Source organism: Rhodococcoides fascians A25f (assembly GCF_000760935.2).
In the GTDB taxonomy this organism is placed as follows: domain Bacteria; phylum Actinomycetota; class Actinomycetes; order Mycobacteriales; family Mycobacteriaceae; genus Rhodococcoides.
The window spans coordinates 2,259,891-2,283,573 of record NZ_CP049744.1; the positions used below are offsets into that span (position 1 = coordinate 2,259,891).

Consider the following 23,683-nt stretch of genomic DNA (forward strand, 5'->3'; position numbering starts at 1 on the left):
GAGTGTGCCCGACGACCATCTGTCCGACAAACGACCTGCAACCGAGCGAGTGGGCTTTCATGCCGCCGTGGACGTGCGGTGGTCGGATATGGATGTCTACCAACACATCAACCATGCCCGGATGGTGACGCTCCTCGAAGAGGCGCGCATCCCATGGCTGTTGGTGGACGGCAGGCCGACGGCAAATCTGCGCCACGGAGCAGTGATCGCGGATCTGCACGTGAAGTATCGAGGCCAGCTTCGGCACGAGGACGGTCCACTGGATGTCTTCATGTGGATCGACGCGGTCCGTGCGGTGGACTTCGTTGTGGGATACGAGGTGCGGGCGCGGGGTGCATCGCTCGATACTCCGGCGGCCGTGGTGGCCTCGACGCAGATCGCAGCTTTCGATATCGATGCACAGCGGCTGCGCCGGCTCACCCCGGAAGAGCGTGCGTTTCTGGTGAGCTGGCAGCGTGTATGAGCGCGTACTGACCGTTCCCGAAGCGGTCGATCGAGAGAATCTGGCGACGTTCTGCACCAAGGCATTGCGATTGGACGAGGCGGCGGTGATCCGTATGCGAACGCGTGCGGGCGGGGGCGTGTCCTGTTGGGCGATCACCGGATTCGATGCCCTGGCGGCGCGGGTCGTCACCGGTACCGTGGTGCCCGACGATACGTGCGCGGGTGCCGACGTGTTGGCTGCCGCGCTGCCGCACGCGGACGACGGCGTGGTGGACCCGGGATTCTCGATGGACTCCGCATGGCGTGGAGCACTGCCCCCGGACGGCGGATTCGAGCACCTCGACGATGTGCCTGCCCGGGTACTGGTCGGGCTTGCGCAACGCGGCGCGGCACTGGCGAAGGAGCACGGTAGCAGCCATGGCCCGCCGAGTTCGCTGCTCGACCAGGAGGTGCTGCACGTCGCCGGCGACGTCGACGAAGTGTCGATCTCGATGCGGACCGTATTTGCCTTGACCGCAATGGGTTTCGTGCCCCACAGCGGTACCGATCCCATGACCATCGATGTCGATCCCGATCGAATCGCAGCCGACGAGGTCGTGCGCGTACGCATATCACCGGTGTGGTTACGTCTCGACGCCCGCTACGGCTCGGTGTACGTTCGCCGCGCCGGCCACCAGCTGTCGCTGACGGTGGGGCGCTAGACGAGCCAGGCTGCGGCGTTCGCGTCGAGTCGGCCGTTCACCAGTGGGGCACTGGCCAGCAGTAACTCGCCAGGCGGCAGGGGGATCGGCTCGTCGGATGCGTTCAGGGCGCAGATGAGTCCGCCGCGTCGACGGAACGCCAGACAGCCGGGAGGCGCTCCGTACCAATCGATTCCGCTGCCGGTGAATTCCGGACGCAGGGCTCGGAGCTCGAAGGCCGTGCGGTACAGGCTCAGCATGGAATCGACGTCTTCGAGTTGCGCCTCGGCGGTGTGTCCGTCCCACTCCCGGGGCATCGGTAGCCAGGTGCGGTCGGTGGACGAGAAGCCGAACGGGGGCTCGTGTCCTTCCCACGGCATCGGTACGCGGCAGCCGTCGCGTCCCCGTTCGGCGTGCCCGGAGCGCTCCCACACCGGGTCCTGGAGCGCATTGTCGGGCAGCTGTACGTTGGGCAGCCCGAGCTCGGCACCGTTGTAGACGAAGATCGTTCCGGGAAGGGCCAATTCGACCAGAATCATGGCGCGAGCACGGGTGCGGCCGACGTCCCCGCCGCCGTACCTGGTGACCTCACGTTCGACATCGTGGTTGGACAGCGTCCACGTCGGAGTGCCGTCGACGAGTTCGACGGCCGCAAGTGAGTTGGAGATGGCGTCGCGGATGGTCTCGGCGTCGAAATCGACACTGGCCAAACGGAAATTGAACCCCAGGTGCAGCTCGTCCGGCCTGATGTACTCGGAGAACCGGACATTGTCCTGAACCCAGATCTCACCGACGGTCACCGTTCCGGGAAACTCGTCCATGACGGTTCTGATGCGTCGATGCAGGTCGTGGACGCGGGGATTGTTGAACCGAGGATCGTCGTCGTCGTTCTTCATCAACGCGTTCAGTTCGAGACTCATGTCGGCGAGGTCGGCAGGCTTGGCCATGCCGTGCGCTACGTCGAGTCGAAAGCCGTCGACGCCGCGGTTGAGCCAGAACCTCAATGTGCGCGCGAAATCCTCGAACACTTCGGGGTTGTCCCAGTTCAAATCCGGTTGCTCGGGCGCGAAGATGTGCAGGTACCACTGCCCTGGGGTGCCGTCGGGCTCGGTGATGCGCGTCCACGCCGGGCCGCCGAAGATGCTCGGCCAATTGTTCGGCGGCTGCGAACCGTCGTCACCGCGGCCGTCGCGAAAGATGTAGCGAGCCCGCTCGGCGCTTCCACGTGGCGCGGTCAGGGCGGACCTGAACCAGCGGTGCTCGACGCTGGTGTGATTGGGAACCAGATCCATGGTGACCTTGATGTCGCGAGCATGCGCCTCGTCCACCAGTGCATCGAAGATCTCGAGGTTTCCGAACAGTGGGTCGATGTCGCGGGGATCGGACACGTCGTATCCGTGATCGGCCATCGGTGACCGGGTGATGGGGCCGATCCAGACGGCGTCGATCCCCAGCAATTCGAGGTAGCCGAGCTTGTCCCGAATACCATCGAGGTCACCGACCCCGTCGCCGTTGGAGTCCGCGAAAGACCGGGGATAGATCTGGTAGAAGACGGCGTCCTGCCACCACAACAACTCGGAGCTCTCGATCGGATCGGTCACAAGTGGCAATAGTGCCAAACGACCGGCCGCGTAACGATTCAGGGGCGCTGGCGTCGATCGGACCGATCATTCCCGGTCAACGTCGAGTAAAGTTTTGTGCTCATTCACATGACCGACACGTGCCTGTTGCTTTGGAAAGTGTTGTATGTTCTGCATCGGAAACCAGTAGCGGCTTCAAGCCGCGCCCGACGGTGAGGACGCGACCCACGCCATGACTACGTCGACCATCGAAGCAGTACGGCTCGGAGACATCGCGCTCGACGACAGTCCCATCGAGCCGACGTGGATTCTCGAAGGGAACCCGCACGCACGCGTCGCCGAGTGGTCGAAGAGCATCGACGGCACAACGACCACCAATGTCTGGGACTGCACGGCCGGCCGTTTCCGCTGGTTCTTCGCGGTCGACGAGATCGTGCACATCATGGATGGTTCGGTGATCGTCTCGAGCGACGATCACGCACCGCGCACCCTGGTCGCCGGAGACGCGGCGCTCTTTCGTGCGGGCACCTGGACCGAATGGCACGTGGAGAACTACGTGCGCAAGCACGCCATCCTCCGCCAACACCTGCCCCGGCCGGTGAGCTTCGCGCTCAAGCTTGCCGGTGCCCTGCGGAGCAGAGTGAGCAAGCGCGCAACGTCCAGGGGCGCGAATCCGAAGCGCGTCGGGTCGCTGTGACCAACCGTCTTCTCAGATAGCCGAGTTCACCATCGAATTCGCGGCCATGTCCATGTAATCGGTGAGCTGCGCACGGTGTGCAGCGTCCAACACCGACGGGTCTATGGACGCGATCGCGATGTGCATGCATCGAAGCCACGCATCTCGTTCCATCGGCCCGATTCGAAACGGGTTGTGCCGCATCCGCAATCGAGGATGGCCACGTTCGTCCGAGTAGGTCCGCGGACCACCCCAGTACTGTTCGAGGAACATTCGCATCCGCCGTTCGGCCGGTCCGAGATCCTCCTCGGGATACAGCGGGCGAACGATCTCGTCCTTGGCGACTTCTTCGTAGAACTTCGCCGTGAGTAACCGAAACGTCTCGGCACCGCCGACCGCGTCGTAGAACGTCTGCTGCGGTTCGGTCATCACACTCTCTCTTGTTTCTCGTCGTTCCTGCAGGCTCTCGATCGGCGTCCACCGCTCATTGTCCCTCAGGAGCCGGAGTCGGCCGCGACCCCACCCGGACGCCCCAATGCATACGGCGCTTTGATGTCGGCGTCGACGAAGGCCTCGAGGATGTCCTGATGAAGGCGGCGCTGGACGGCCCACTGGCGTCCGGGGCGCGTTTTGATCGTGATGCGGATGGTGACGGTGTCTGCGCTGACCGCGTTGACTCCGAGCATCTCGGGCGGTTCGAGGATGTCGTTCTCGAAGTCACCGGACTTCACCAACGACGCAGTGGTGCGTTCGGCCACCTCGCAGGCGTGCTCGATGTTCGCCGTGTGCGAGATGGGGAGATCGAGAACGGCGACCGCGAAGCCCTGGCTCATGTTGCCCACGCGCAGCACCTCGCCGTTGCGGCAGTACCACACCGTGCCGTTGATATCTCTGATCGTGGTGACCCGCAGACCCACGCTCTCGACGGTGCCGGTGGCCTCACCGAGGTCGACGACGTCGCCTACTCCGTACTGATCCTCGAGCAGCATGAAAATTCCGGACAGGAAGTCTCGCACCAGGTTCTGGGCACCGAATCCGAGCGCGACACCGACTATGCCCGCAGACGCGATGAACGGTGCCACGTTGACGCCCACAACGTCGAGAACCGAGAGCACGAACCAGGTGAGAATCATGACCGAGACGGCCGACTTGAGCACCGAGCCGATCGTGCTGGCCCGTTGTTTGCGTCGCTCGTTGAGGATTGCACCCTTGACGGTGCCGGACGAGCGGTCGCGAAGCGGTCGCAGCAGGATCGGCGACTTTCCGCTGCTGTTGTCGGTGAAACGGTTGATCATCCGGTGCAGACACAGGCGCAGCACGATTGCGAGGACCAGATAACCGAGAACCTGCAGCGGCCGATCGACCAGCCAGTCGCGTCCGGTATCCGTCAGCTCGAAGGCTCGGGTGTCGAGCTCCCGCCGAAGCGACGGCTCGGAAAGGGGTGATGCGGACAGAAGGGTTGATACAGACACCCGAAAAGTCTACGGAGACCCAGAATTCTCGCCAGTCATGCAGCGCATGGCGGCATCGTTCGGCCGTGCCGAGCGCGAAGATGCGAAATGTTCACCGATCGGCAACAGGAAATGCGGAGAAAAAGCCTGTGCGCGGGCGGTGCATTCGTGTTCCACTGTGAATCGTGTTCCACGCAAGCCATGCGCGGGCGCCGACTGCTTCTGGAGTAACGCATGAAGAACTCTCAACACCGCCATCGACAACTCCCGCCCACTGAGGGCCGCAGCGCGCACGACCAGCGTGAGACGGCCTCGGGGGCTTCTCCGCTGCGCGTGGTGCCGACGGCCCACGATGCCACGGGCGACGACGCCGTACCGGCGTGGGTCAAGCGCCGTGTGCTGCTCCTCAACGCCACATTCGAACCACTGACCGCGCTTCCGATGCGCCGGGCGGTGGTTCTTCTCGTTTGTGGGAAGGCCGACGTGGTGCACGACGATCCGGAAGGACCGTTCATTCGATCGGCCGGGTTCTCGGTGCAGGTGCCGTCGGTGATCAGGTTGCGGACCTTCGTTCGCGTTCCGTATCGGGCCCGTGTGCCGATGACACGCGCCGCGTTGATGCATCGCGACCGCTTTCGGTGCGCGTACTGCGGGAGCAAGGCCGAGACTGTCGACCATGTGGTGCCGCGAAGCCGCGGAGGCGGTCACTCGTGGGAGAACTGCGTCGCGTGTTGCGCGTCGTGCAATCACCGCAAGGCCGACAAACTCCTCAGTGAGATCGGGTGGACGTTGCGCGCGCAGCTGGTGCCTCCGAAGGGTCCGCACTGGCGTCTGCTGGCGACAACGAAGGAGTTGGACCCCAGTTGGCTGGCGTATCTCGGCGAGGGTGCGGCCTGACGGTCGACCTGTGTGACCATTTCGGTCACAACACCGGCCCCGACGTGGTCCGACGCGCAATTGTCGACTAACGTCACACCCTGTGAGCATTTTTGAGACCACGCTGATTTTCGGGGTGATTCCGGTTGCGGTGATCGGACTCATCGGCGCGTTGTCCTACCTGACCGACAAGCAGCCCGGTATGGATGTTCCTCCCTACCGACTGACGGACGAGTGGACACGCGAGCCATTGCTGTGGAGCGCAACGGACGAGGTGACTCCCTTCGGAGGCCACGGATCGCACGATGCCGACGCAGCCGACTCGATCGGAGGTGCTGCAAGTGGCAAGTGGTGAACTCGTCCGCAGCGACATCAAGGAAGAAGACCTGCCGTTCGGGGCTGCTGTGACGGCGAGTGGTCGCGTCTCGGCCGCTCACGAGTTCGGGACGGTCAATCCGGAGCACCTGCCTTTTGCGACGCAGGAACTGGTGGCCCTCGACGACGCGCTGACCGAGGCGACTCGGCAGACCAAGATTCGGTTCAACATCTACATCGGTGATCTCGGAGACGATCCGTCCGCTGGTGTCGAATCGGTGTTTCCGGGCACGCCCGACGCTGTTCGATCGATTCTGATCGCCGTCGACCCCAATCGGCACGCCCTGGAGATTCGCAGCGGTAAGCGAGTATCGAACCGAGCGACCGACCGCGTCGCGCAGTTGGGTGTGACGGCCGCCCTCGGCCCGTTCCGCGACGGCAACCTGATCGACGGTCTCGTCGCCTCCGTGCGGGTGATGGCTGCGTCCATCCTCAGTCCCTAGCCTTCACCACCTGAGCGCGCTTTCACGACCAGGGCCGGTTGTTCCACCTCGCGGTGGGGCAACCGGCCCTGGTCGTATGTACGGGAGCGGTCAGCTCGCGTCGAACTCCCGTGCTGCGAGAGCCCGGACGACGCCGGCCCGTCCCTCGATCACCAGGCGACGGAGTGCCGGAGGCAGTTCGCCCTCCAAGAACCCGTCCGCGGCCGCGAGTGACTGTTCACTGATCGACCAGGAGGGGTACAGCCCGATCACGACGGTCTGCGCCACCTCGCTGGATCGACGGGACCAGACACCCTCGATGGCATCGAAGTAGCGGGCGACGTAGGGCTCGAGCAACTCGCCCTGGCCGGGCCCCGCGAAGCCGCCGATGATCGAGCGTGCCGTGATGTTCGGCACCGAGTCGTCGTCGACGACAGTTGTCCAGGCCTGCTCTTTTACCTCGGCGCTCGGTCGAGCGGCCCGCGCAGCCGCGGCCGACCTTGCCCCGGCGGCGGTGTTGTCCGCGCTCGCTTCTGCATCGATGACCGGCGAATCGAGCCCGTCGGAGTCGATCGCGCCGGCCGCGGCCAGCGCCGTGACGATTCGCCACCGCAGGTCGGTATCGACGCCGAGGCCGGACAGGGACTGACCGTCTGCATCACCGTCGAGCAGGGCCCGCAGCACGTCGATGTGGCGGTCGTGGAGTTCGGTACCGGTGAGGGCGTTGACGAACGCCAGCTGGTGATCCGAGCCCGCCTCGGCACCGCGTGCCAGTTCCAGCAGTGCGTCGGCGAACTCGGGGGAGCCGTGCTCGGCCGCCCAGGCGGGGTCGGCGTAGCTGGTGATGGCGGTCTCCGCCTGCAGCAGAAGACGCTGCACCACACCCACTTCGGTCTCGCCGCCGATGCCTCGCTGGACGAGGGCAACAAAATCTCGGGCCTTCATCTCGGCCGATCGAGTCATCTCCCACGCTGCCGACCACGCGAGGGTGCGGGGGAGTGGTTCGGCGATGTCGCCGATCCGAGACAGGAGCGTCTCGAGCGAGTCCGGGTCCAGACGCACCGCGCAGTACGTCAGGTCGTCGTCGTTGACCAGCACCAGCTTGCCTCGCGAGACGCCGACCAGCGCATCGACATTCGTCGATTCGGCTGCATCGAGATCGAGCTCCACTCTGTCGGTGCGCACGAGCTTGCCGTCGACGTCGTCGTAGATGCCGACGGCGATACGGTGTACTCGATGCTCGCCTGCACCCGGTGCGGCACCGCTCTGCCGAACCGCGAAGCGTGTGAACTTACCGTCGGCATCGACGTCGAAGTCCGGGCTCAGGGTGTTCAGGCCGGTGGTGCGCAGCCACTGCGTGCCCCAGTCGGACAGGTCGCGACCCGACGACTTCTCCAGGGCAGCAAGCAGATCCGAGAAGGTGGCATTGGCGAAGGCGTGGTCGACGAAGTAGGCGCGCAGCCCGGCCAGGAAGTCTTCCTTGCCCACGTAGGCCACCAGCTGCTTGAGCACACTCGCGCCCTTGGCGTAGGTGATGCCGTCGAAGTTGACCTCCACCGCGGCCAGGTCGGGGATGTCCGCTGCGATGGGATGCGTCGAGGGCAACTGGTCCTGGCGGTACGCCCATGCCTTCTCGACGTTCGCGAACGTGGTCCATGCGTTCGAGTACTCGGTGGCCTCGGACTGGCAGAGAACCGAGGCGAACGTGGCGAACGATTCGTTGAGCCACAGGTCGTCCCACCACGTCATGGTCACCAGGTCGCCGAACCACATGTGCGCCATCTCGTGCAGCACCGTCTCGGCGCGACGCTCGTACGAGGCCCGTGTCACCTTGGACCGGAAGACGTAGTCCTCGAGGTACGTGACGGCACCGGCGTTCTCCATCGCACCGGCGTTGAACTCCGGTACGAAGAGCTGGTCGTACTTGCCGAAGGCGTACGGGGTGCCGAAGTTCTCGTGGTAGAAACCGAAGCCCTGCTTGGTCTCGGTGAACAGGCGCTCCGCGTCCATGTGCTCCGCAAGCGTTGCGCGGCAGTAGATTCCGAGCGGAATGGTGCCGTGGTCATCGGTGTAGGAATCGGTCCACTCCGCGTACGGACCGGCGATCAGTGCGACGAGATAGGTACTCATCAGCGGGGTCGTGTCGAACACGTGCTCTCCCGCGGCAGGCTCGGCACCGTGCGCGGCGTTGGAGATCACGGTCCAGCTCTCGGGAGCGGTGACCTTCAGGTCGAAGGTGGCCTTGAGATCGGGCTGATCGAAGCAGGCGAACATGCGCTTGGCGTCGGCGGTCTCGAACTGCGAGTACAGGTACACCGAACCGTCGGACGGGTCGACGAATCGGTGCAGGCCCTCGCCGGTGTGCGAGTAGATGCAGTCCGCGTCGATGACGAGCTCGTTGTGTTCGGCCAGATTCTCGAGTGCAATACCCGTCGACTCGTCGTAGTTCGCAGTGTCGAGGGCGGTGCCGTTGAGCGTCGCGGAGCGAATCGTGCTCGCAATGATGTCCACGAAAGTCGACGATCCGGCGGTGGCCGCGAACGTGATGGTGGTGAGCGAGCGGAACGTCTTCTCGCCCGGATTGCCTTCGCCGTCGGTGAGGTCGAGAACGATCGCGTACTTCGTTTCCCCGATGATCGCCGAACGTTCGGAGGCTTGGTCACGCGTCAGGTTGGGAGCAACCACTTCAGTCGACACCTCTTCGTGTAGTTATGGGTAGTGCTGTCCATCCCATCACGTCACGAGTGGCTCGCGCTGGCCGACCGGTAGTGCGGAATGTATGCGCGGTGGGCGGTTGTTATCGCAAGAAGAGATGTTGACCTCGACTTCCAAGGAGTAGACAGTGGCCGGTTCAGGACAGAAAGACACTGCGGATTTTTGGTTCGACCCACTGTGCCCGTGGTGCTGGATAACCTCGCGCTGGATTCTCGAGGTGCAGCAGGTGCGAGATATCGACGTGAACTTCCATGTGATGAGCCTGGCCGTACTCAACGAGGGCCGCGATCTGCCCGAGGAATACGCCACGATGATGAAGAAGGCGTGGGGTCCGGTTCGGGTGGCGATCGCCGCCGCGAAGCTGAAGGGTGACGAGATCCTTTCGCCGCTGTACAGCGCCATGGGTACGCGAATCCACAACGAGGGCAACAAGGATTTCGACGTCGTCATCCGAGAGTCCTTGGCTGAACTGGACCTGCCTGCCGATCTCGCCAAGGCAGCCGAGAGCACCGACTACGACGAGGACCTGCGCACCAGCCATCACGCAGGAATGGACAAGGTGGGCCCGGACGTGGGCACCCCGACCATCCACGTCAACGGAGTCGCGTTCTTCGGCCCGGTGATCTCGCGAATCCCGCGTGGCGAAGAGGCGGGCAAGCTGTGGGACGCGTCGGTGATCTTCGCGTCGTACCCGCACTTCTTCGAGCTCAAGCGCACGCGGGACGAGGATCCACAGTTCGACTGATCGCGCGAGCACCTCGCGCGTGGAAATTCATAGCAGGAGAAGAACTTTCACGCGCGGGGTGACTACGCAACAATGCGATCCGACGCGTCGGCGGTGCCGAAAGTTCGGTGCTCGCCGACGTGGAATCGCCTCGCCGACCACGCCGCTGCGGCGGCGTCGAGAAAGTCGTCGACGACCGGCCCGTCAGGGAGGTCGCCCAGGTCGAGATGCTCGCTCCACCGTCCCAGCGCAGCCAACCGCTGTCCGACGCCGCGGCCGCTCTTCTTCGATGCGAACGGCGTCGTCGGTGACATTGCCCGGAAAGAACATTCGGGATGTACCTCGACGTAGATGTCCGGATCGAAACCCGCCTCACGCCATGCCTGCACAGCAGGCAGGATGTGCCACGTCTGCTTACTGATCGCTTTGCCGGTGATGCTCCGCGAGAGTGCGCAGGCCTGCTCGTACGTCGAGGCGTCGAGAACGTCGACAACGGGCGTGTGGAATATGGAGCTTCGCGCCCGGCCGAGAAACGCCTTCGCCTCGAGTTCGCTGATGCGATAGCCGTCCACCGGCAGAGACAGTGGCATGTCGACGCCCACTCGCGAGCAGTCTCGGGTGTGCTCCAACACCTCGGCCACGGAGGAGCAGCCGGTCCACGCCAATCTCGAACCGTCGAAGACTGCAACCACCCACGCACCCTTCGCGCCGTCGACACCGGCGAATTTCTCGGCTCGTGAGTTCACCTGTCAGACTCTAGGCATGCGCGTATACCTGGGTGCCGACCACGCCGGCCTCGAGTTCAAGAATCAGATCATCGAACACCTGACGGCAACCGGGCACGAGCCCGTCGACTGCGGTGCCTTCGACTACGACCCCGTCGACGACTACCCGGCCTTCTGCATCGACGCAGCACGCCGCGTCGTCGCCGATCCGGGCAGCCGCGGACTGGTGCTCGGCGGCTCCGGAAACGGCGAGCAGATCGCCGCGAACAAGGTGCCGGGCGCTCGCTGCGCACTGGCATGGAGCGTCGAGACCGCAAAGCTGGCCCGCGAGCACAACGATGCTCAGCTCATCGGCATCGGTGGCCGTATGCACACGTTGCCCGAAGCCCTCGCCATCCTCGACGCGTTTCTCGGCACTCCGTTCTCGGGCGAGGAGCGCCACCAGCGCCGCATCGACATCCTGTCCGAGTACGAGCGCAGTGGCGAGGCACCCGAGGTGCCGGGAAAGCCCGCGTAGGTGCCCGAAGGCCACACCCTGCACCGACTCGCTCGGCTGCATCAACGACGGTTCGGCGGGGCACCGGTCGAGGCGAGCAGTCCCCAGGGACGGTTCACCTCCGGTGCCGCGCTGATCGACGGGCTCGTGCTCGAAAGTGCGGAGGCCTGGGGCAAGCATCTGCTGCACCGTTACGAGACCGATCTGATCGTGCACATTCACCTGGGCCTGTACGGAAAGTTCACCGAACAGGCAGTGCCACTGGACGATCCGGTGGGCGCAGTACGTCTGCGCATGGTGGGGGAGAAGTACGGTGCCGACCTGCGCGGCCCCACCGCGTGTGAGATCTACACCGAACAGCAGGTCGACGCCCTTCTGGCGCGGCTCGGGCCGGACCCGCTCCGCAAGGATGCGGATCCGGACGCGGCCTGGATGCGAATCTCCAAGTCGCGCACCGCGGTCGGGACACTACTGATGGATCAGAAGGTGCTGGCCGGCGTCGGAAATGTCTACCGCGCCGAGATCCTGTTCCGGCACGAGATCAATCCGATGCGTCCCGGCAAGGATCTCGATCGAGCAGAGTGGGACGCGATCTGGTTCGACCTCGTCGAGCTGATGAAGATCGGTGTTCGACGCGGTCGCATCATCACCATCCGGCCCGAGGACGACCACGGCGACACCTACGGTGCCCGCCGACCACGCTCGTACGTCTACCGCAGGGAAGGCCTTCCGTGCCGCGTGTGCGGCACCGAAATCCTGCACTCGACAATGCAGGCCCGAAACCTGTTCTGGTGCCCCGTCTGTCAGGCAGCCTAGAACCCGCCGAAGTCGCCTCCACCGTCGAACATGCCCCCGCCGCCGTCCATGGCACCGAAGTCGGTGTCGCCTCCGCTGTAGTCGTCGCCGCCGGAACCGTCCCCGTTGTAGTCGTCACCGCCGGAACCATCACCCGAGCCGTCGGCTCCCATGTCTCCGCCCGCCGCCGTCTCGTCCGGCACTCCCGCCATGCCGGAGAACATCGCCGAGAACAGGAACATCGAACCCATTCCCCACGCGCCGGCGACCAGCGCAGGCCGCCACCACGGCTCGGAGTACCAGCCCGCAGGGACCGGACGGCCTGCTACGCGGCCGCCCGGGTAGTAGTTCGGGGTGCGGTCCGACGGATCGGGTGACGCTGCGATTTCGCGGCCCTCGAAGTCGACCTTGCGCTCCTCGGTGACTCGTCCTGCCTGCTGCTGGCCGTCGATGCCCTGTACCTCCGGGCCTGGATCCATGCCCATGGCCAACCGCGCGGCGCGGATGTAGTAGAGCCCTTCCAGCGCCGTCTGCTTGGCCAGTCGGGCTTGTTCGGGGGTGGTGGCCTGGTCGATCTGCGACCCGGCGGCGATATTGCGCTCGGACGCGTCGGCCAGGGCCTGCTTGGACGGTGTGTCGGTGCCGATCAGGTTGTAGACCTGTGACCGCCGAGGCGTTCGATCGACTGGCGGGCGTCGGCCTTGGCGTCGGCCAGCGCAGTTTCGGCCGCCGCAGCCGAGTTCTTCTTGCTTCGCAGCACCAACAGGGCCACTGCGGCGATGACGAGGACGATCAGGACTATCTCCACTTCGGGCCTTCCGCCGACGGTGCATGTCCGGTTCGTTCGGACAATTCGGACTCCGTTTCAGGGTACGCGGACACGAAAAAGCCCCGCACTGAAAGTACGGGGCTTTCCGATGGAGCCGATGACGAGAATCGAACTCGCGTAGCCTGTTTGGAAGACAGGGGCTCTACCATTGAGCTACATCGGCGTGCAAACAACAGTCGTGGGATCGCCAGTTCCGTCGCCTGCGTTTCAAGACTGTACCCAAAGCCGTCGCCGGATTCCAAACCGGCATGCCGCGCCGGGTTCGCCCGAACGGCATCGGTGGGGCGCCGATGAGGGGCTACTATCGGTTGCTGTTCAATGGTGTGGGTACGACGGGGTGTGGCGCAGCTTGGTAGCGCATCCGCTTTGGGAGCGGAGGGTCGCAGGTTCAATTCCTGTCACCCCGACAAATGAGGGCCGCAGGCACGGTTCGCCGTGTTTCGCGGCGAGCGAGGTAAGACCGCAAGCCAGCACCGTAAGCACCACCAGCAAGCAAGAATTACCAGAAGGAGCATGTCCCGTGAAGAGCACCGTCGAGCAGCTGAGCCCGACGCGAGTCCGTATCAACGTTGAGGTGCCCTTCGAGGAGCTCAAGCCTGATTTCGACCGCGCGTACAAGGCTTTGGCTCAGCAGATCCGCCTCCCCGGATTCCGTCCCGGTAAGGCTCCGGCCAAGTTGCTCGAAGCTCGCGTCGGCCGTGGTGCGGTGCTCGAGCAGGTCGTCAACGACGCTCTTCCCGCCCGTTACTCCGAGGCCGTGACGAACGAAAAGGTCAAGGTCATCGGCCAGCCCGAGATCGAGATCACCAAGATCGAAGACGGTACGGAGCTCACGTTCACCGCCGAGGTCGACGTTCGTCCCGAGATCGCGCTGCCGGACTACTCGACCATCAGCGTCGTCGTCGATCCGCTCGAGATCAAGGACGAGGCCGTCGACGAGCAGCTGCAGTCGCTGCGCCAGCGTTTCGGCACCCTGACCGGCGTCGATCGCCCGGTTCAGTCCGGTGACTTCGTCTCGATCGACCTCTCGGCCACTGTCGACGGCGAGAACGTGGAAGAGGCAACCGCGAGCGGACTGTCCCACGAGGTCGGCTCCGGCCAGCTCATCGAGGGACTCGACGATGCGATCATCGGCGTTTCCGCGGACGAGTCGAAGGAGTTCACCTCGACTCTGGTCGCCGGCGAGTACGCAGGCAAGGAAGCTGTCGTCACGGTCAAGGTCGTGTCCGTCAAGGAGCGCGAGCTGCCCGAGGCCGACGACGAGTTCGCCCAGCTCGCCAGCGAGTTCGACACCTTCGACGAGCTGCTCGCCGACCTGAAGACGCGCGTCGAGCGAGTCGCGAAGGTCGAGCAGGCCGGTCAGATCCGCGACAAGGTGCTCGAGACGTTGCTCGAGACGCTCGAGATTCCGGCTCCCGAGGCCGTCGTCAAGGCCGAGGTCGATTCTCAGGTGCACGAGGCCATCCACGGCCTCGATCACAACGAGGAAGCACTCGCCGAGCTGCTCGAATCGCAGGGTTCGAGCCGCGAGGAATTCGACAAGGACGTCAAGGAAGGTGCCGAGAAGTCGGTGCGTACCCAGCTCCTTCTCGATGCGATCGCCGAGGCCGAGAACACGCAGGTCGGGCAGGAAGAGCTCACCGAGCGGATCATCTTCCAGGCGCAGCGCTACGGCATGCCGCCCGAGCAGTTCATCCAGCAGGTGCAGCAGGCCAACCAGCTCGGTGCGGTGTTCGCCGACGTCAAGCGCGGTAAGGCCCTCGCTTCGGTCGTCGAGCGCGTCACCGTGACCGACACCAACGGCGCGAGCGTCGACACGGCCGAGCTGTTCGGCAGCCCCGCCGATGCTCCCGACGAGGTCGAAGCAGCTGATTCTTCCGAGGGCGAACAAGAGAAGTAACGCTCACAGCGAACGACGGCGGTTCCGGGACTCCGGAGCCGCCGTCTTTCGTTAGTGTCTGTGTCAGGAACCAACGATTTGTTATGAAAAGGCAGGTACCGTGACTGTTCAGAATCCGGCGGCTTCGCACGAGCAGAGTCCCGTCATGACTTCGGCCGCAGCAGGGTTGAATCTCAGCGACTCCGTGTACGAGCGTCTGCTTCAAAACCGCATCATTTTCCTCGGTACCCAGGTCGACGACGACATCGCCAACAAGTTGTGCGCCCAGATCCTGTTGCTCTCCGCCGAGGATGCCACTCGCGACATTTCGCTGTACATCAACTCGCCCGGTGGCTCGGTCACCGCGGGCATGGCCATCTTCGACACCATGGAATTCGCCGAGTGCGACATCGCGACCTACGGCATGGGTCTGGCCGCTTCGATGGGTCAGTTCCTGCTCTCGGCCGGTGCCAAGGGCAAGCGGTACGCCCTGCCGCACGCGCGCATCATGATGCACCAGCCCTCGGCCGGTATCGGCGGCAGCGCATCCGACATCGCCATCATGGCCGAGCAGTTCGCGCACACCAAGCGTGAGATGGCCGAGCTCATCGCTCAGCACACCGGCCAGACCGTCGAGCAGATCACCGAGGACTCCGATCGCGACCGGTGGTTCACCGCCCAGGCCGCCAAGGAATACGGGTTCGTGGATCACGTCGTCAGCCGCGCGCAGCAGGCCGGCGGAATCGGCGAGTAAATCGGCCTGTACCGGCGACCTCGATCACTCACATCTTGGAGAAACGATGACAAACCTGTTCGATCCCAACCAGTTGCCGTCCTCGCGGTACATCCTCCCGTCCTTCGTCGAGCACTCCAGCTACGGCGTCAAGGAATCGAACCCGTACAACAAGCTGTTCGAGGAGCGCATCATCTTCCTCGGCGTGCAGGTCGACGACGCGTCGGCCAACGACGTCATGGCGCAGCTGTTGGTGCTCGAGGGGCTCGACCCCGACCGAGACATCACCATGTACATCAACTCGCCCGGCGGATCGTTCACATCGCTGATGGCGATCTACGACACCATGCAGTACGTCCGCGCCGACGTCGCGACCGTCTGCCTCGGCCAGGCCGCCTCTGCCGCGGCAGTTCTGCTCGCCGCCGGTACGCCCGGCAAGCGTGCGGCTCTGCCGAACGCACGGGTGCTGATCCACCAGCCTTCCAGCGGTGGAATCCAGGGCCAGGTCTCGGACCTCGAGATCCAGGCTGCGGAGATCGAGCGCATGCGTCGTCTCATGGAGACCACTCTCGGTCGCCACACCGGCAAGGATCCCGACGTCATCCGCAAGGACACCGATCGCGACAAGATTCTCACCGCGGAGCAGGCCAAGGACTACGGCATCATCGACACCGTGTTCGAGTACCGCAAGCTTTCCGCACAGAAGTAGCACAGCGAGTACCACCGGTCGGGCCGTAGCGGTCCGGCTCGAGTTCCGGCGCCGGGCGCGAGTGAGAAACTCCGCCCGGCGATCGCGATCGACGGCCCGATTTCTGCAACAGACGAAATCGGGTGGCGAATCACCGGAAACAACCCGCCCATGTTCGGCGAACACGGGTAGCGTCGCACCCAAGAACTCGGGCGGTCGATATCGGCACGACGAAAGCCCGGGAAGTAGCCCACGGTGTCTCGGCACAGTCGGACGGCGTGGGGCGTACGCGGACAAGGAAGTAGGAACCTCCGAATGGCACGCATCGGTGACGGTGGCGATCTGCTGAAGTGCTCGTTCTGCGGCAAGAGCCAGAAGCAGGTCAAGAAGCTCATTGCTGGACCAGGGGTGTACATCTGCGATGAGTGCATCGACCTGTGCAACGAGATCATCGAGGAGGAGTTGGCCGAATCGAGCGAAGTCAAGCTCGACGACCTACCCAAGCCCTCCGAGATCAAGGATTTTCTCGAGAATTACGTGATCGGTCAGGACGCTGCCAAGCGCACGCTGGCCGTTGCGGTCTACAACCACTACAAGCGAATCCAGGCCGGTGACAAGGCCCGTGATGTGCGGGGCGAGTCGGTCGAACTGGCGAAGTCCAACATTCTGATGCTCGGACCGACGGGCTGCGGAAAGACGTATCTCGCGCAAACGTTGGCCAAGATGCTCAACGTGCCGTTCGCCATCGCCGACGCCACCGCGCTCACCGAGGCCGGATACGTGGGCGAGGACGTCGAGAACATCCTGCTCAAGCTGATCCAGGCCGCCGATTACGACGTCAAGCGCGCCGAGACCGGCATCATCTACATCGACGAGGTCGACAAGATCGCCCGCAAGAGCGAGAACCCGTCGATCACGCGAGATGTCTCCGGTGAAGGCGTCCAGCAGGCATTGCTGAAGATTCTGGAAGGAACTCAGGCCAGCGTGCCGCCGCAGGGCGGTCGTAAGCATCCGCATCAGGAGTTCATCCAGATCGACACGACCAACGTGCTCTTCATCGTCGCCGGTGCCTTCGCAGGTCTCGAGAAGATCGTGTCCGATCGCGTCGGCAAGCGTGGTCTGGGCTTCGGGGCCGAGGTTCGCTCGAAGGCCGAGATCGACACCCAGGATCACTTCGCCGAGGTCATGCCGGAGGATCTGATCAAGTTCGGCCTGATCCCCGAGTTCATCGGCCGGCTGCCGATGATCGCGTCGGTCACGAACCTGGACAAGGAATCGCTCGTCACGATTCTGTCCGAGCCGAAGAACGCGCTCGTCAAGCAGTACCGTCGTCTGTTCGACATGGACGGTGTGGAGCTCGAGTTCACTGCCGAGGCCTTGGACGCAATTGCCGATCAGGCAATTCTCCGTGGTACCGGTGCTCGTGGACTTCGCGCGATCATGGAAGAAGTGCTGTTGCCGGTGATGTACGACATCCCCAGCCGCGATGACGTGGAGAAGGTTGTCGTCACTGCAGAAACGGTCAACGACAACGTGCTGCCGACCATCGTGCCGCGTAAGCCCGAGCGGCCGGAACGCCGCGACAAGTCGGCCTGACCAGTCGCCGATTCGACGAAAGAGCCCCGATCATCGAGATGATCGGGGCTCTTTCGTCGTTCGGAAGGTCAGCCGAGGCTCACCACGTGGGGCTGTCGATCGACTGCCCTGAATCGTTCGGACACCAGCGGGTCGTGACCGGGCACGATGTGATCGGGACCGTCGGCCAGTTCCTGGATTCGGTCGAAGGCTCCGAACATGTCCGGGAGGTAATGCAGGATCGCGAACAGGTTGTCGGACTCGATGTTCTCGTAGAAGTGGCTCGCGTCCGACGCCAGCACGATGTTTCCCCGCGCTGTGCGTACTCGGACAACCTGCATGCCGGCGGTATGGCCGCCGACGGAGTGCACCGACAGACCGTCCAGCAGTTCACGATCTCCGTCGACGAGGTCGAGTCGCGTGCTCGCGGCCACGTGATCGATGTCCGGTCTGGAATGCAACCATCGCTCCTGTTCGATGCGCGTTGCCCACGGACCGTTCCAGTACTCGAGCTCGCGCCGCTGTACGACGTAGCGGGCTCGGGGTAGATCTGCCACGACCCCGGTGTGGTCGTAGTGCAGGTGCGTCAACACACAGAGATCGATGTCGCCGGGCGCGATACCCAGACCGCCGATGATCTGGAGCGGGGAGCCGAAGTAGTCCAGTCCCTGCATTCCTTCGGCGGTGGAGGGGGCGAGCCCGGCGTCGATCAGAACGGTGTCGGTCTGCGAGAGGGCGAGCCACACGTAGTAGGCAGTGGGGTGTGGCTCGCCGCCACGGTTATCGGGATAGTGGAAGTGTGTGCTGCGCAGTGCAGTTCGAGTTGCATACTGCACGGCGAACACTCGCCACTGCCCCGGGGTATCCGGACGTTCTGCATTGATCATCGACGGTCACTGCGAGTTCGCGGTGGCGGTTGCATCGACGGTACGAGGCTTCGTGCCGAGCTCGTCGGTGGGCGTGCGGAACGTTTCTTTGGAGGTGGAGACGATGGCGACGTTGATCGCGCAGAAGACGGCGGTGACGATGGCGACCGGTAGCCAGGCACCGATCTCGGCACCGGCGATCGCTCCGGCGATGGTGGGTGCGAATCCGGCGATGGCGAAGCCGATCTGGGTACCGAGGGCGGTGCCGGTCAGACGCACCCGAGCCGGGAACATCTCGCCGTAGAACGAGGGCCAGACTCCGCCGGTGGCACTGTGGACGAATCCGAACATCACGATGCCGAAGACGAAGATCAGCGCGTAGCTACCGATCGAGATGGACCAGAGGTAACCGAACATGAGGATGGCGCAGCCGATCGATCCGAACAGGAACACCGGCTTGCGGCCGACGCGGTCGGAGAGCGAACCGAAGAAGGGCAGCGAGAACAGTGCGACGACGTTGGCGAGCACGCCGACCCAGAGCATCGGAGTGCGTTCGAGGCCAACGGTATTGACGGCATACGACAGGGCGTAGACGGTGAAGATGGTGCTGACCGAGGCGATGACAGCGGCGAACATGACCCGAAGAACTGCGCGCCAGTGGTCGGCCAGCAGTTCGGCCAAGGGCAGGCGCTGCGGTTCGTTGGACGCAACCTCTTCCTCGAACACCGGGGTCTCGTCGAGCGAACGGCGGATGAGGAACGCGGCGACGACGACGAATGCGCTGAGGAAGAACGGGATTCGCCAGCCCCAGCTGAGCAGCTGCTCTTCGGGAAGCATCGCGACGGGGAGGAATACGGCGGTGGCGAGAATCTGACCGCCCTGGGTGCCGCTGAGCGTGAAGCTGGTGAAGAACGCGCGGCGGTTGTCCGGGGCGTGCTCGAGTGTCATCGAGTTTGCGCCCGCCTGCTCACCGCCGGCAGAGAATCCCTGCGCGAGTCGAAGCAGAACGAGGATGATCGGCGCAGCGATTCCGATGGACTCGTAGGACGGGAGAACACCGACCCCGAGGGTCGCGACACCCATCAGCAGGACGGTGGCGACCATGACCTTCTTGCGGCCGTAGCGATCACCGATGTGTCCGAGCACCAATGCTCCGAGCGGACGCGCAAGGTAGCCGACGCCGAATGTCGCCAGGGCCAACAGTGTGCCGGTGGCGGGATTCGATCCGGGGAAGAACACACGGCCGAATACCAGGGCTGCCGCCGTGCCGTAGATGAAGAAGTCGTAGTACTCGAGCGCGCTGCCCACCCATGCTGCGGTGGCGGCTTTGCGCGGGTTCGCACCCGGTCGAAGGGGTGTGGGGGTCGGTCCGGCTGTAACGGGATCCATCGTCGTTCGTCTCTCTTCGTGTGACGGGGGGAGCTGAGGTGCCCTTCGACACTGCGATCCAGCCGACCGGATCGCTAATGTACGAAATAGTTAAAACGAGGCGCTCCTAGATACTGAACGTGATCCATGCCACGTGTCAACCCCGGATGAGATTCGAAGGACTCGGCGAGCCCGTCAGGGGGCCGGTTTGGTGAGAAACGCGATGATCATGTCGCCGAGCATGGAGCGCAGTCGTTCTCGGTGTGCCGGGTCGGTGAGGTCGCGACCGAACAGGGCCTCGAATGTGTAGCGATTGGACAGCCGGAACACACAGAAACTGCTGATGGCCATGTGGATGTCCAACGCGTCGACGTCGGTACGAAACAGCCCGTCGGCCTGACCGCGCTCGAGAATGCTGGCCAACAGCTCGGCCGCGGGGTTGCCGAGATTGCTCAGTGCCTCCGAGGTGCCGATGTGCTCGCCGCGCAGGATGTTCTCGGTGGACACCAATCGGATGAAATCGGGATTTTGTTCGTGGTGATCGAAGGTGAGGGACGCGATGGCGCGAATGGCCTCGACCGGTCCGAGTCCTTCGACGTCCACGGCTCGTTCTCGCTCGCGAATGCGCAGGTAGGACCGTTCCAGAACGGCCTTGTACAGGCCTTCCTTGTCGGTGAAGTAGTAGTACAACATTCGTTTCGTCGTGTGCGTCCGCTCGGCGATCTCGTCGATGCGGGCACCGGCGAACCCCTTGTCCGCGAACTCTTCGGTAGCTACCTCGAGGATGTTGTGCCGGGTCAGGTCGCTGTTGCGGCGACGTTTGACGGCCGGTCCGCTGCTGTCGTCGGACGAGGCGGTTGCGCGCGGAGGCATGGATCAACTCTATCGCCGTCGATTGTGCGGAAAAGGTTGGGCGCGGGGCGACGGCGTAGTACCGTCGATCTAACTCACCAATTAGTACATTAAATTGCTAGGAGATCGAGATGCCGGAATCCGTGCTCTGTGGACTGATCGGGACGGGTATCGGCAAGTCGCTCACGCCCGCCATGCACGAGAAGGAAGGTGTCGAGCAGGGGCTGAACTATCTCTACCGCATCATCGATCTCGACCGACGTGGGCTGACTGTCGAGGATCTGCCCCGCCTGGTAGCGACGGCCGCCGACCTCGGATTTCGTGGACTGAACATCACTCACCCGTGCAAACAACGCGTCATCGGTTGCCTCGACGAGCTCTCCGACGACGCGGCCCGACTCGGGGCCGTCAACACGGTGGTGTTCGCGGACGGCCGAGCCGTCGGGCACAACACCGACTGGTCCGGATTCGATCGCAACTTCGGCCGCGGGTTGCCCGGTGCCGACCTCGCCGATGTGGTCCAACTCGGTGCAGGGGGAGCAGGCGCAGCCGTCGCGTACGCCATGGCGCGCCGCGGCGCAGCCACACTCACCTTGGTGGACGCCGATCCTGTTCGAGCGCAGCAACTTCGAGATTCCCTTGCGGCGATGTTCCCCGATGTCGAGATTCTCTCGGCCGGCCTCGATCGGCTCGGCGGCGTCCTCGAAACCGCGACCGGGCTGGTGCACGCGACTCCGATCGGAATGGTGGAGCACCCGGGATCGGCCGTGCCCGAGCACCTCTTGGATCCGCGCATGTGGGTGGCCGAGGTGGTCTATCGTCCGGCGGAGACCGAGTTGCTCTCGGCCGCAGCGAGAGTCGGTTGTCGAACGCTCAGCGGAACCGGGATGGCCGTATTCCAGGCCGCCGATGCATTCGAGATCTTCACCGGCCGCACCGCCGATGCGGACCGCATGATCGCCCACATGAGCTCGTTGATCGAGCTGGAGGATCGCCTCGCTGCCACTGCGGTAGCCGGAGCGCTCGCATGAGCGCCGTCGCGACGTCCGTCGCCACGGTCTCGCTCAGCGGATCGCTCGACGAGAAGATGCGCGCCATCGCCGATGCCGGGTTCGACGGCTTCGAGGTGTTCGAGCCGGATCTCATCAGCTCGCCCGACCTCCCCGAGGACATCGCGAAGAAGGCCGCCGATCTCGGCCTGACTCTCGATCTCTATCAACCGTTTCGGGACGCAGACTCGGCAGACCCGGATCAGTTCGCCCGCAACCTCGTTCGCATCGAGCGCAAGTTCGACGTGATGGAGCAATTGGGATGCGATCTACTGCTGGTGTGTTCCTCGCCGCTGGCCGGGGCCGTGCGCGAGGACGACCTGCTGATCGAACAGATGGCGATTCTGGCCGAGCGTGCGCACCGGCGCGGAATGCGATTGGCGTACGAGGCGCTGGCCTGGGGCACCCACGTCGATACCTACGGTCATGCCTGGGACATCGTTCGACAGGTCGACCATCCGGCACTCGGCACCTGCCTGGACAGTTTCCACATTCTCTCCCGCGGTGACGATCCCGCGGGAATTCGCGACATACCGGGCGAGAAGATCTTCTTCCTCCAACTGGCCGACGCACCTCACCTGGTGATGGACGTGTTGCAATGGAGCCGCCACCATCGGTGTTTCCCCGGGCAGGGCAACTTCGATCTTGCTCGCTTCGGAGCGGACGTGGTGGCCTCCGGCTATACCGGACCATGGTCGCTCGAGATCTTCAACGACGTCTTCCGGCACTCCGACACCGGGCGGACGGCATCCGACGCCCATCGCTCGCTGCTGTACCTGCAGGAGCAGGTGCGCGGCATCGAAACACCCTCTGCAGAAACAGATCTCTTCTCGCCTCCGCCGCCCGGTCCGATCGAGAACGTCGTATCCCTGCGGATAGCGGCGGGGCCGGCGAAGGCAGCGCAGCTGGGGACCGTTCTGCGCCAGTTGGGTTTCGACCTGACGGCCGCGCACAGCGAACACGGACTGTCGTTGTTCACCCAGGGGCCACTGGCGGTGGCGGTCGACACGACCGTGGACACTTTGTGGACTGCGCCCGGCGTCCCGGCCCACCTGCCCGCGTTGGCTCAGATCGGCGTCCGTAGTGAGCGCCCCGATCTGTGGCTCACTCGGGCCCGCGCTCTCGGCGTCACCGCATCCACCGTCACCATGCCGGGTGTTGCTGACGCGACCGACGCGGTGGTGCGCCTTGCGGTGACCGGCGCAACCTCGCTCGACCTGCGCACCCGAGACAGTGCGGGTGCCTGGCAGTCGGCGTTCGACCTGGCACCTCGGGTGATGGAACGCCATGACGCCTGTGTCTCCCACGTCGACCACATCGCTCTGGCCGTACCCGCCGAGAGCTGGGACGGCGTGATGCTCTTGCTGCGTTCCGTGTTCGGCATGGTGCCCCGCGACGGGCAGGACGTCGTCGACGCGATCGGCCTGGTGCGGAGCCAGGCCCTCACGCTGGACACCGCAGGCGGCACGATTCGGCTCTCGCTCAACATGGTTCCCGGCCGTCCGTCCGACTCGGACCCGCTGCCCGCCGCCCGCCGCGGAGGCGTCGGACACGTGGCGTTCGGATGCGAGGACATCTACGCTGCGGCGTCGGCGATGGTCGACCGCGGCCTCACCCCGTTGCGTATCTCTCCCAACTACTACCGCGATCTCGACGCGCGATTCGAACTCGGATCCGACACCTTGGACGCGATGCAACGCCTGGGAATTCTGTACGACGCGGACGCGTCCGGCGGGGAGTTCTTCCACTTCTTCACCGGAACCGTAGGCGACGATCTGTTCTTCGAGGTGGTCCAGCGAACGGGTGGCTACGAGGGCTACGGGGAGACCAACTCCGCGGTGCGACTGGCGGCTCAGCTGCAGGAGTGACGCCCGCAGGCAGCCGG

The 23,683-nt window shown here is 64.3% G+C and carries 23 protein-coding genes, 2 tRNA genes and 1 pseudogene; 16 read left to right on the top strand and 10 right to left on the bottom strand.

All coding sequences use genetic code 11. The features are described from left to right. The first annotated feature begins 88 nt into the window (after positions 1-88). Positions 89-463 carry an acyl-CoA thioesterase gene (locus BH93_RS10720; protein WP_371832099.1) on the top strand — a complete coding sequence of 125 codons (375 nt, stop codon included), beginning with the start codon at positions 89-91 and terminating at the stop codon, positions 461-463. Beyond that, positions 456-1,145, top strand: a complete 690-nt coding sequence (locus tag BH93_RS10725; RefSeq protein WP_037177233.1) for a hypothetical protein — start codon at positions 456-458, stop codon at positions 1,143-1,145. Before BH93_RS10720 ends, BH93_RS10725 begins: the two co-directional genes overlap by 8 nt. Here the strand turns inward: BH93_RS10725 and BH93_RS10730 are convergent. After that, on the bottom strand, positions 1,142-2,725 hold the full coding sequence (locus BH93_RS10730; RefSeq protein ID WP_037177235.1) for a glycoside hydrolase family 13 protein: 1,584 nt from the start codon (positions 2,723-2,725) through the stop codon (positions 1,142-1,144). The genes BH93_RS10725 and BH93_RS10730 overlap by 4 nt on opposite strands. Before the next feature lie 211 nt (positions 2,726-2,936). On the opposite strand from BH93_RS10730, the gene BH93_RS10735 reads away from it, so the two are divergent. Further along, a complete protein-coding gene (locus tag BH93_RS10735) occupies positions 2,937-3,401 on the top strand; it encodes a cupin domain-containing protein (protein ID WP_032379232.1) in 465 nt (154 codons plus the stop codon). Positions 3,402-3,413: 12 nt separating this feature from the next. On the opposite strand, the gene BH93_RS10740 is transcribed toward BH93_RS10735, so the two are convergent. Together BH93_RS10740 and BH93_RS10745 are read right to left on the bottom strand one after the other, a co-directional pair. Next, positions 3,414-3,809 carry a globin gene (locus BH93_RS10740; RefSeq protein ID WP_032379231.1) on the bottom strand — a complete coding sequence of 132 codons (396 nt, stop codon included), beginning with the start codon at positions 3,807-3,809 and terminating at the stop codon, positions 3,414-3,416. A gap of 65 nt (positions 3,810-3,874) precedes the next feature. Next, positions 3,875-4,834: a mechanosensitive ion channel family protein gene (locus BH93_RS10745; RefSeq protein ID WP_155291137.1), complete on the bottom strand. Its 960-nt coding sequence runs from the start codon at positions 4,832-4,834 to the stop codon at positions 3,875-3,877. Between the two features lie 231 nt (positions 4,835-5,065). On the opposite strand from BH93_RS10745, the gene BH93_RS10750 reads away from it, so the two are divergent. The 3 genes from BH93_RS10750 to BH93_RS10760 all read left to right on the top strand — a co-directional run bounded on the left by BH93_RS10750 (position 5,066) and on the right by BH93_RS10760 (position 6,525). Further along, entirely contained in the window at positions 5,066-5,728 is a 663-nt protein-coding gene (locus BH93_RS10750; protein ID WP_170944789.1) for an HNH endonuclease, read from the top strand. Positions 5,729-5,810: 82 nt separating this feature from the next. After that, on the top strand, positions 5,811-6,062 hold the full coding sequence (gene ctaJ / locus BH93_RS10755) for an aa3-type cytochrome oxidase subunit CtaJ (RefSeq protein WP_032379229.1): 252 nt from the start codon (positions 5,811-5,813) through the stop codon (positions 6,060-6,062). Then, positions 6,049-6,525: a DUF5130 family protein gene (locus BH93_RS10760; protein ID WP_037177240.1), complete on the top strand. Its 477-nt coding sequence runs from the start codon at positions 6,049-6,051 to the stop codon at positions 6,523-6,525. Before ctaJ ends, BH93_RS10760 begins: the two co-directional genes overlap by 14 nt. A 90-nt stretch (positions 6,526-6,615) precedes the next feature. Here the strand turns inward: BH93_RS10760 and pepN are convergent, their stop codons facing one another. Next, a complete protein-coding gene (gene pepN, locus BH93_RS10765; protein ID WP_037177242.1) occupies positions 6,616-9,189 on the bottom strand; it encodes an aminopeptidase N in 2,574 nt (857 codons plus the stop codon). A gap of 157 nt (positions 9,190-9,346) precedes the next feature. Between pepN and BH93_RS10770 the strand changes: the two genes are divergently transcribed. Further along, entirely contained in the window at positions 9,347-9,964 is a 618-nt protein-coding gene (locus BH93_RS10770; RefSeq protein ID WP_032379226.1) for a mycothiol-dependent nitroreductase Rv2466c family protein, read from the top strand. Between the two features lie 62 nt (positions 9,965-10,026). Here the strand turns inward: BH93_RS10770 and BH93_RS10775 are convergent, their stop codons facing one another. Next, entirely contained in the window at positions 10,027-10,689 is a 663-nt protein-coding gene (locus BH93_RS10775; RefSeq protein ID WP_080739264.1) for a DUF429 domain-containing protein, read from the bottom strand. 16 nt (positions 10,690-10,705) lie between these two features. On the opposite strand from BH93_RS10775, the gene BH93_RS10780 reads away from it, so the two are divergent. Then, positions 10,706-11,185 carry a ribose-5-phosphate isomerase gene (locus BH93_RS10780; RefSeq protein WP_037177244.1) on the top strand — a complete coding sequence of 160 codons (480 nt, stop codon included), beginning with the start codon at positions 10,706-10,708 and terminating at the stop codon, positions 11,183-11,185. Beyond that, positions 11,186-11,980, top strand: a complete 795-nt coding sequence (locus tag BH93_RS10785; protein ID WP_037177246.1) for an Fpg/Nei family DNA glycosylase — start codon at positions 11,186-11,188, stop codon at positions 11,978-11,980. Here the strand turns inward: BH93_RS10785 and BH93_RS10790 are convergent. Then, a pseudogene (locus tag BH93_RS10790) lies at positions 11,977-12,767 on the bottom strand (DUF1542 domain-containing protein). The gene BH93_RS10785 and the pseudogene BH93_RS10790 sit on opposite strands and share 4 nt — an antisense overlap. Before the next feature lie 110 nt (positions 12,768-12,877). Continuing rightward, positions 12,878-12,951, bottom strand: a tRNA-Gly gene (locus BH93_RS10795). Positions 12,952-13,121: 170 nt separating this feature from the next. Here BH93_RS10795 and BH93_RS10800 point away from each other — a divergent pair. The 5 genes from BH93_RS10800 to clpX all read left to right on the top strand — a co-directional run bounded on the left by BH93_RS10800 (position 13,122) and on the right by clpX (position 17,684). Beyond that, positions 13,122-13,195: transfer RNA gene (locus BH93_RS10800), tRNA-Pro, on the top strand. A 113-nt stretch (positions 13,196-13,308) separates the two neighbouring features. After that, complete coding sequence (gene tig / locus BH93_RS10805; RefSeq protein WP_032379222.1) at positions 13,309-14,688, top strand: trigger factor; 1,380 nt, start codon at positions 13,309-13,311, stop codon at positions 14,686-14,688. 145 nt (positions 14,689-14,833) lie between these two features. Further along, positions 14,834-15,421 carry an ATP-dependent Clp protease proteolytic subunit gene (locus BH93_RS10810; protein ID WP_230592414.1) on the top strand — a complete coding sequence of 196 codons (588 nt, stop codon included), beginning with the start codon at positions 14,834-14,836 and terminating at the stop codon, positions 15,419-15,421. Positions 15,422-15,467: 46 nt separating this feature from the next. After that, positions 15,468-16,109 (top strand): ATP-dependent Clp protease proteolytic subunit, encoded by a 642-nt coding sequence (locus BH93_RS10815; RefSeq protein ID WP_008715342.1) that lies wholly within the window; start codon positions 15,468-15,470, stop codon positions 16,107-16,109. Between the two features lie 294 nt (positions 16,110-16,403). Continuing rightward, positions 16,404-17,684, top strand: a complete 1,281-nt coding sequence (gene clpX / locus BH93_RS10820) for an ATP-dependent Clp protease ATP-binding subunit ClpX (protein WP_032379220.1) — start codon at positions 16,404-16,406, stop codon at positions 17,682-17,684. 68 nt (positions 17,685-17,752) lie between these two features. Here the strand turns inward: clpX and BH93_RS10825 are convergent, their stop codons facing one another. The 3 genes from BH93_RS10825 to BH93_RS10835 all read right to left on the bottom strand — a co-directional run bounded on the left by BH93_RS10825 (position 17,753) and on the right by BH93_RS10835 (position 20,770). Next, positions 17,753-18,550 (bottom strand): N-acyl homoserine lactonase family protein, encoded by a 798-nt coding sequence (locus tag BH93_RS10825; RefSeq protein WP_165712689.1) that lies wholly within the window; start codon positions 18,548-18,550, stop codon positions 17,753-17,755. Between the two features lie 6 nt (positions 18,551-18,556). Continuing rightward, a complete protein-coding gene (locus tag BH93_RS10830) occupies positions 18,557-19,918 on the bottom strand; it encodes an MFS transporter (protein WP_052065833.1) in 1,362 nt (453 codons plus the stop codon). Between the two features lie 174 nt (positions 19,919-20,092). Further along, the gene (locus tag BH93_RS10835; protein WP_032402382.1) at positions 20,093-20,770 is read right to left on the bottom strand and encodes a TetR/AcrR family transcriptional regulator; all 678 of its coding nucleotides are present in this window, start codon (positions 20,768-20,770) and stop codon (positions 20,093-20,095) included. A gap of 110 nt (positions 20,771-20,880) precedes the next feature. Here BH93_RS10835 and BH93_RS10840 point away from each other — a divergent pair, with 110 nt between their 5' ends. Both BH93_RS10840 and BH93_RS10845 read left to right on the top strand, forming a co-directional pair. Then, positions 20,881-21,780 carry a shikimate dehydrogenase gene (locus tag BH93_RS10840; protein ID WP_037177247.1) on the top strand — a complete coding sequence of 300 codons (900 nt, stop codon included), beginning with the start codon at positions 20,881-20,883 and terminating at the stop codon, positions 21,778-21,780. Continuing rightward, positions 21,777-23,666: a sugar phosphate isomerase/epimerase and 4-hydroxyphenylpyruvate domain-containing protein gene (locus BH93_RS10845; RefSeq protein WP_037177248.1), complete on the top strand. Its 1,890-nt coding sequence runs from the start codon at positions 21,777-21,779 to the stop codon at positions 23,664-23,666. Before BH93_RS10840 ends, BH93_RS10845 begins: the two co-directional genes overlap by 4 nt. Positions 23,667-23,683: the final 17 nt, after the last annotated feature.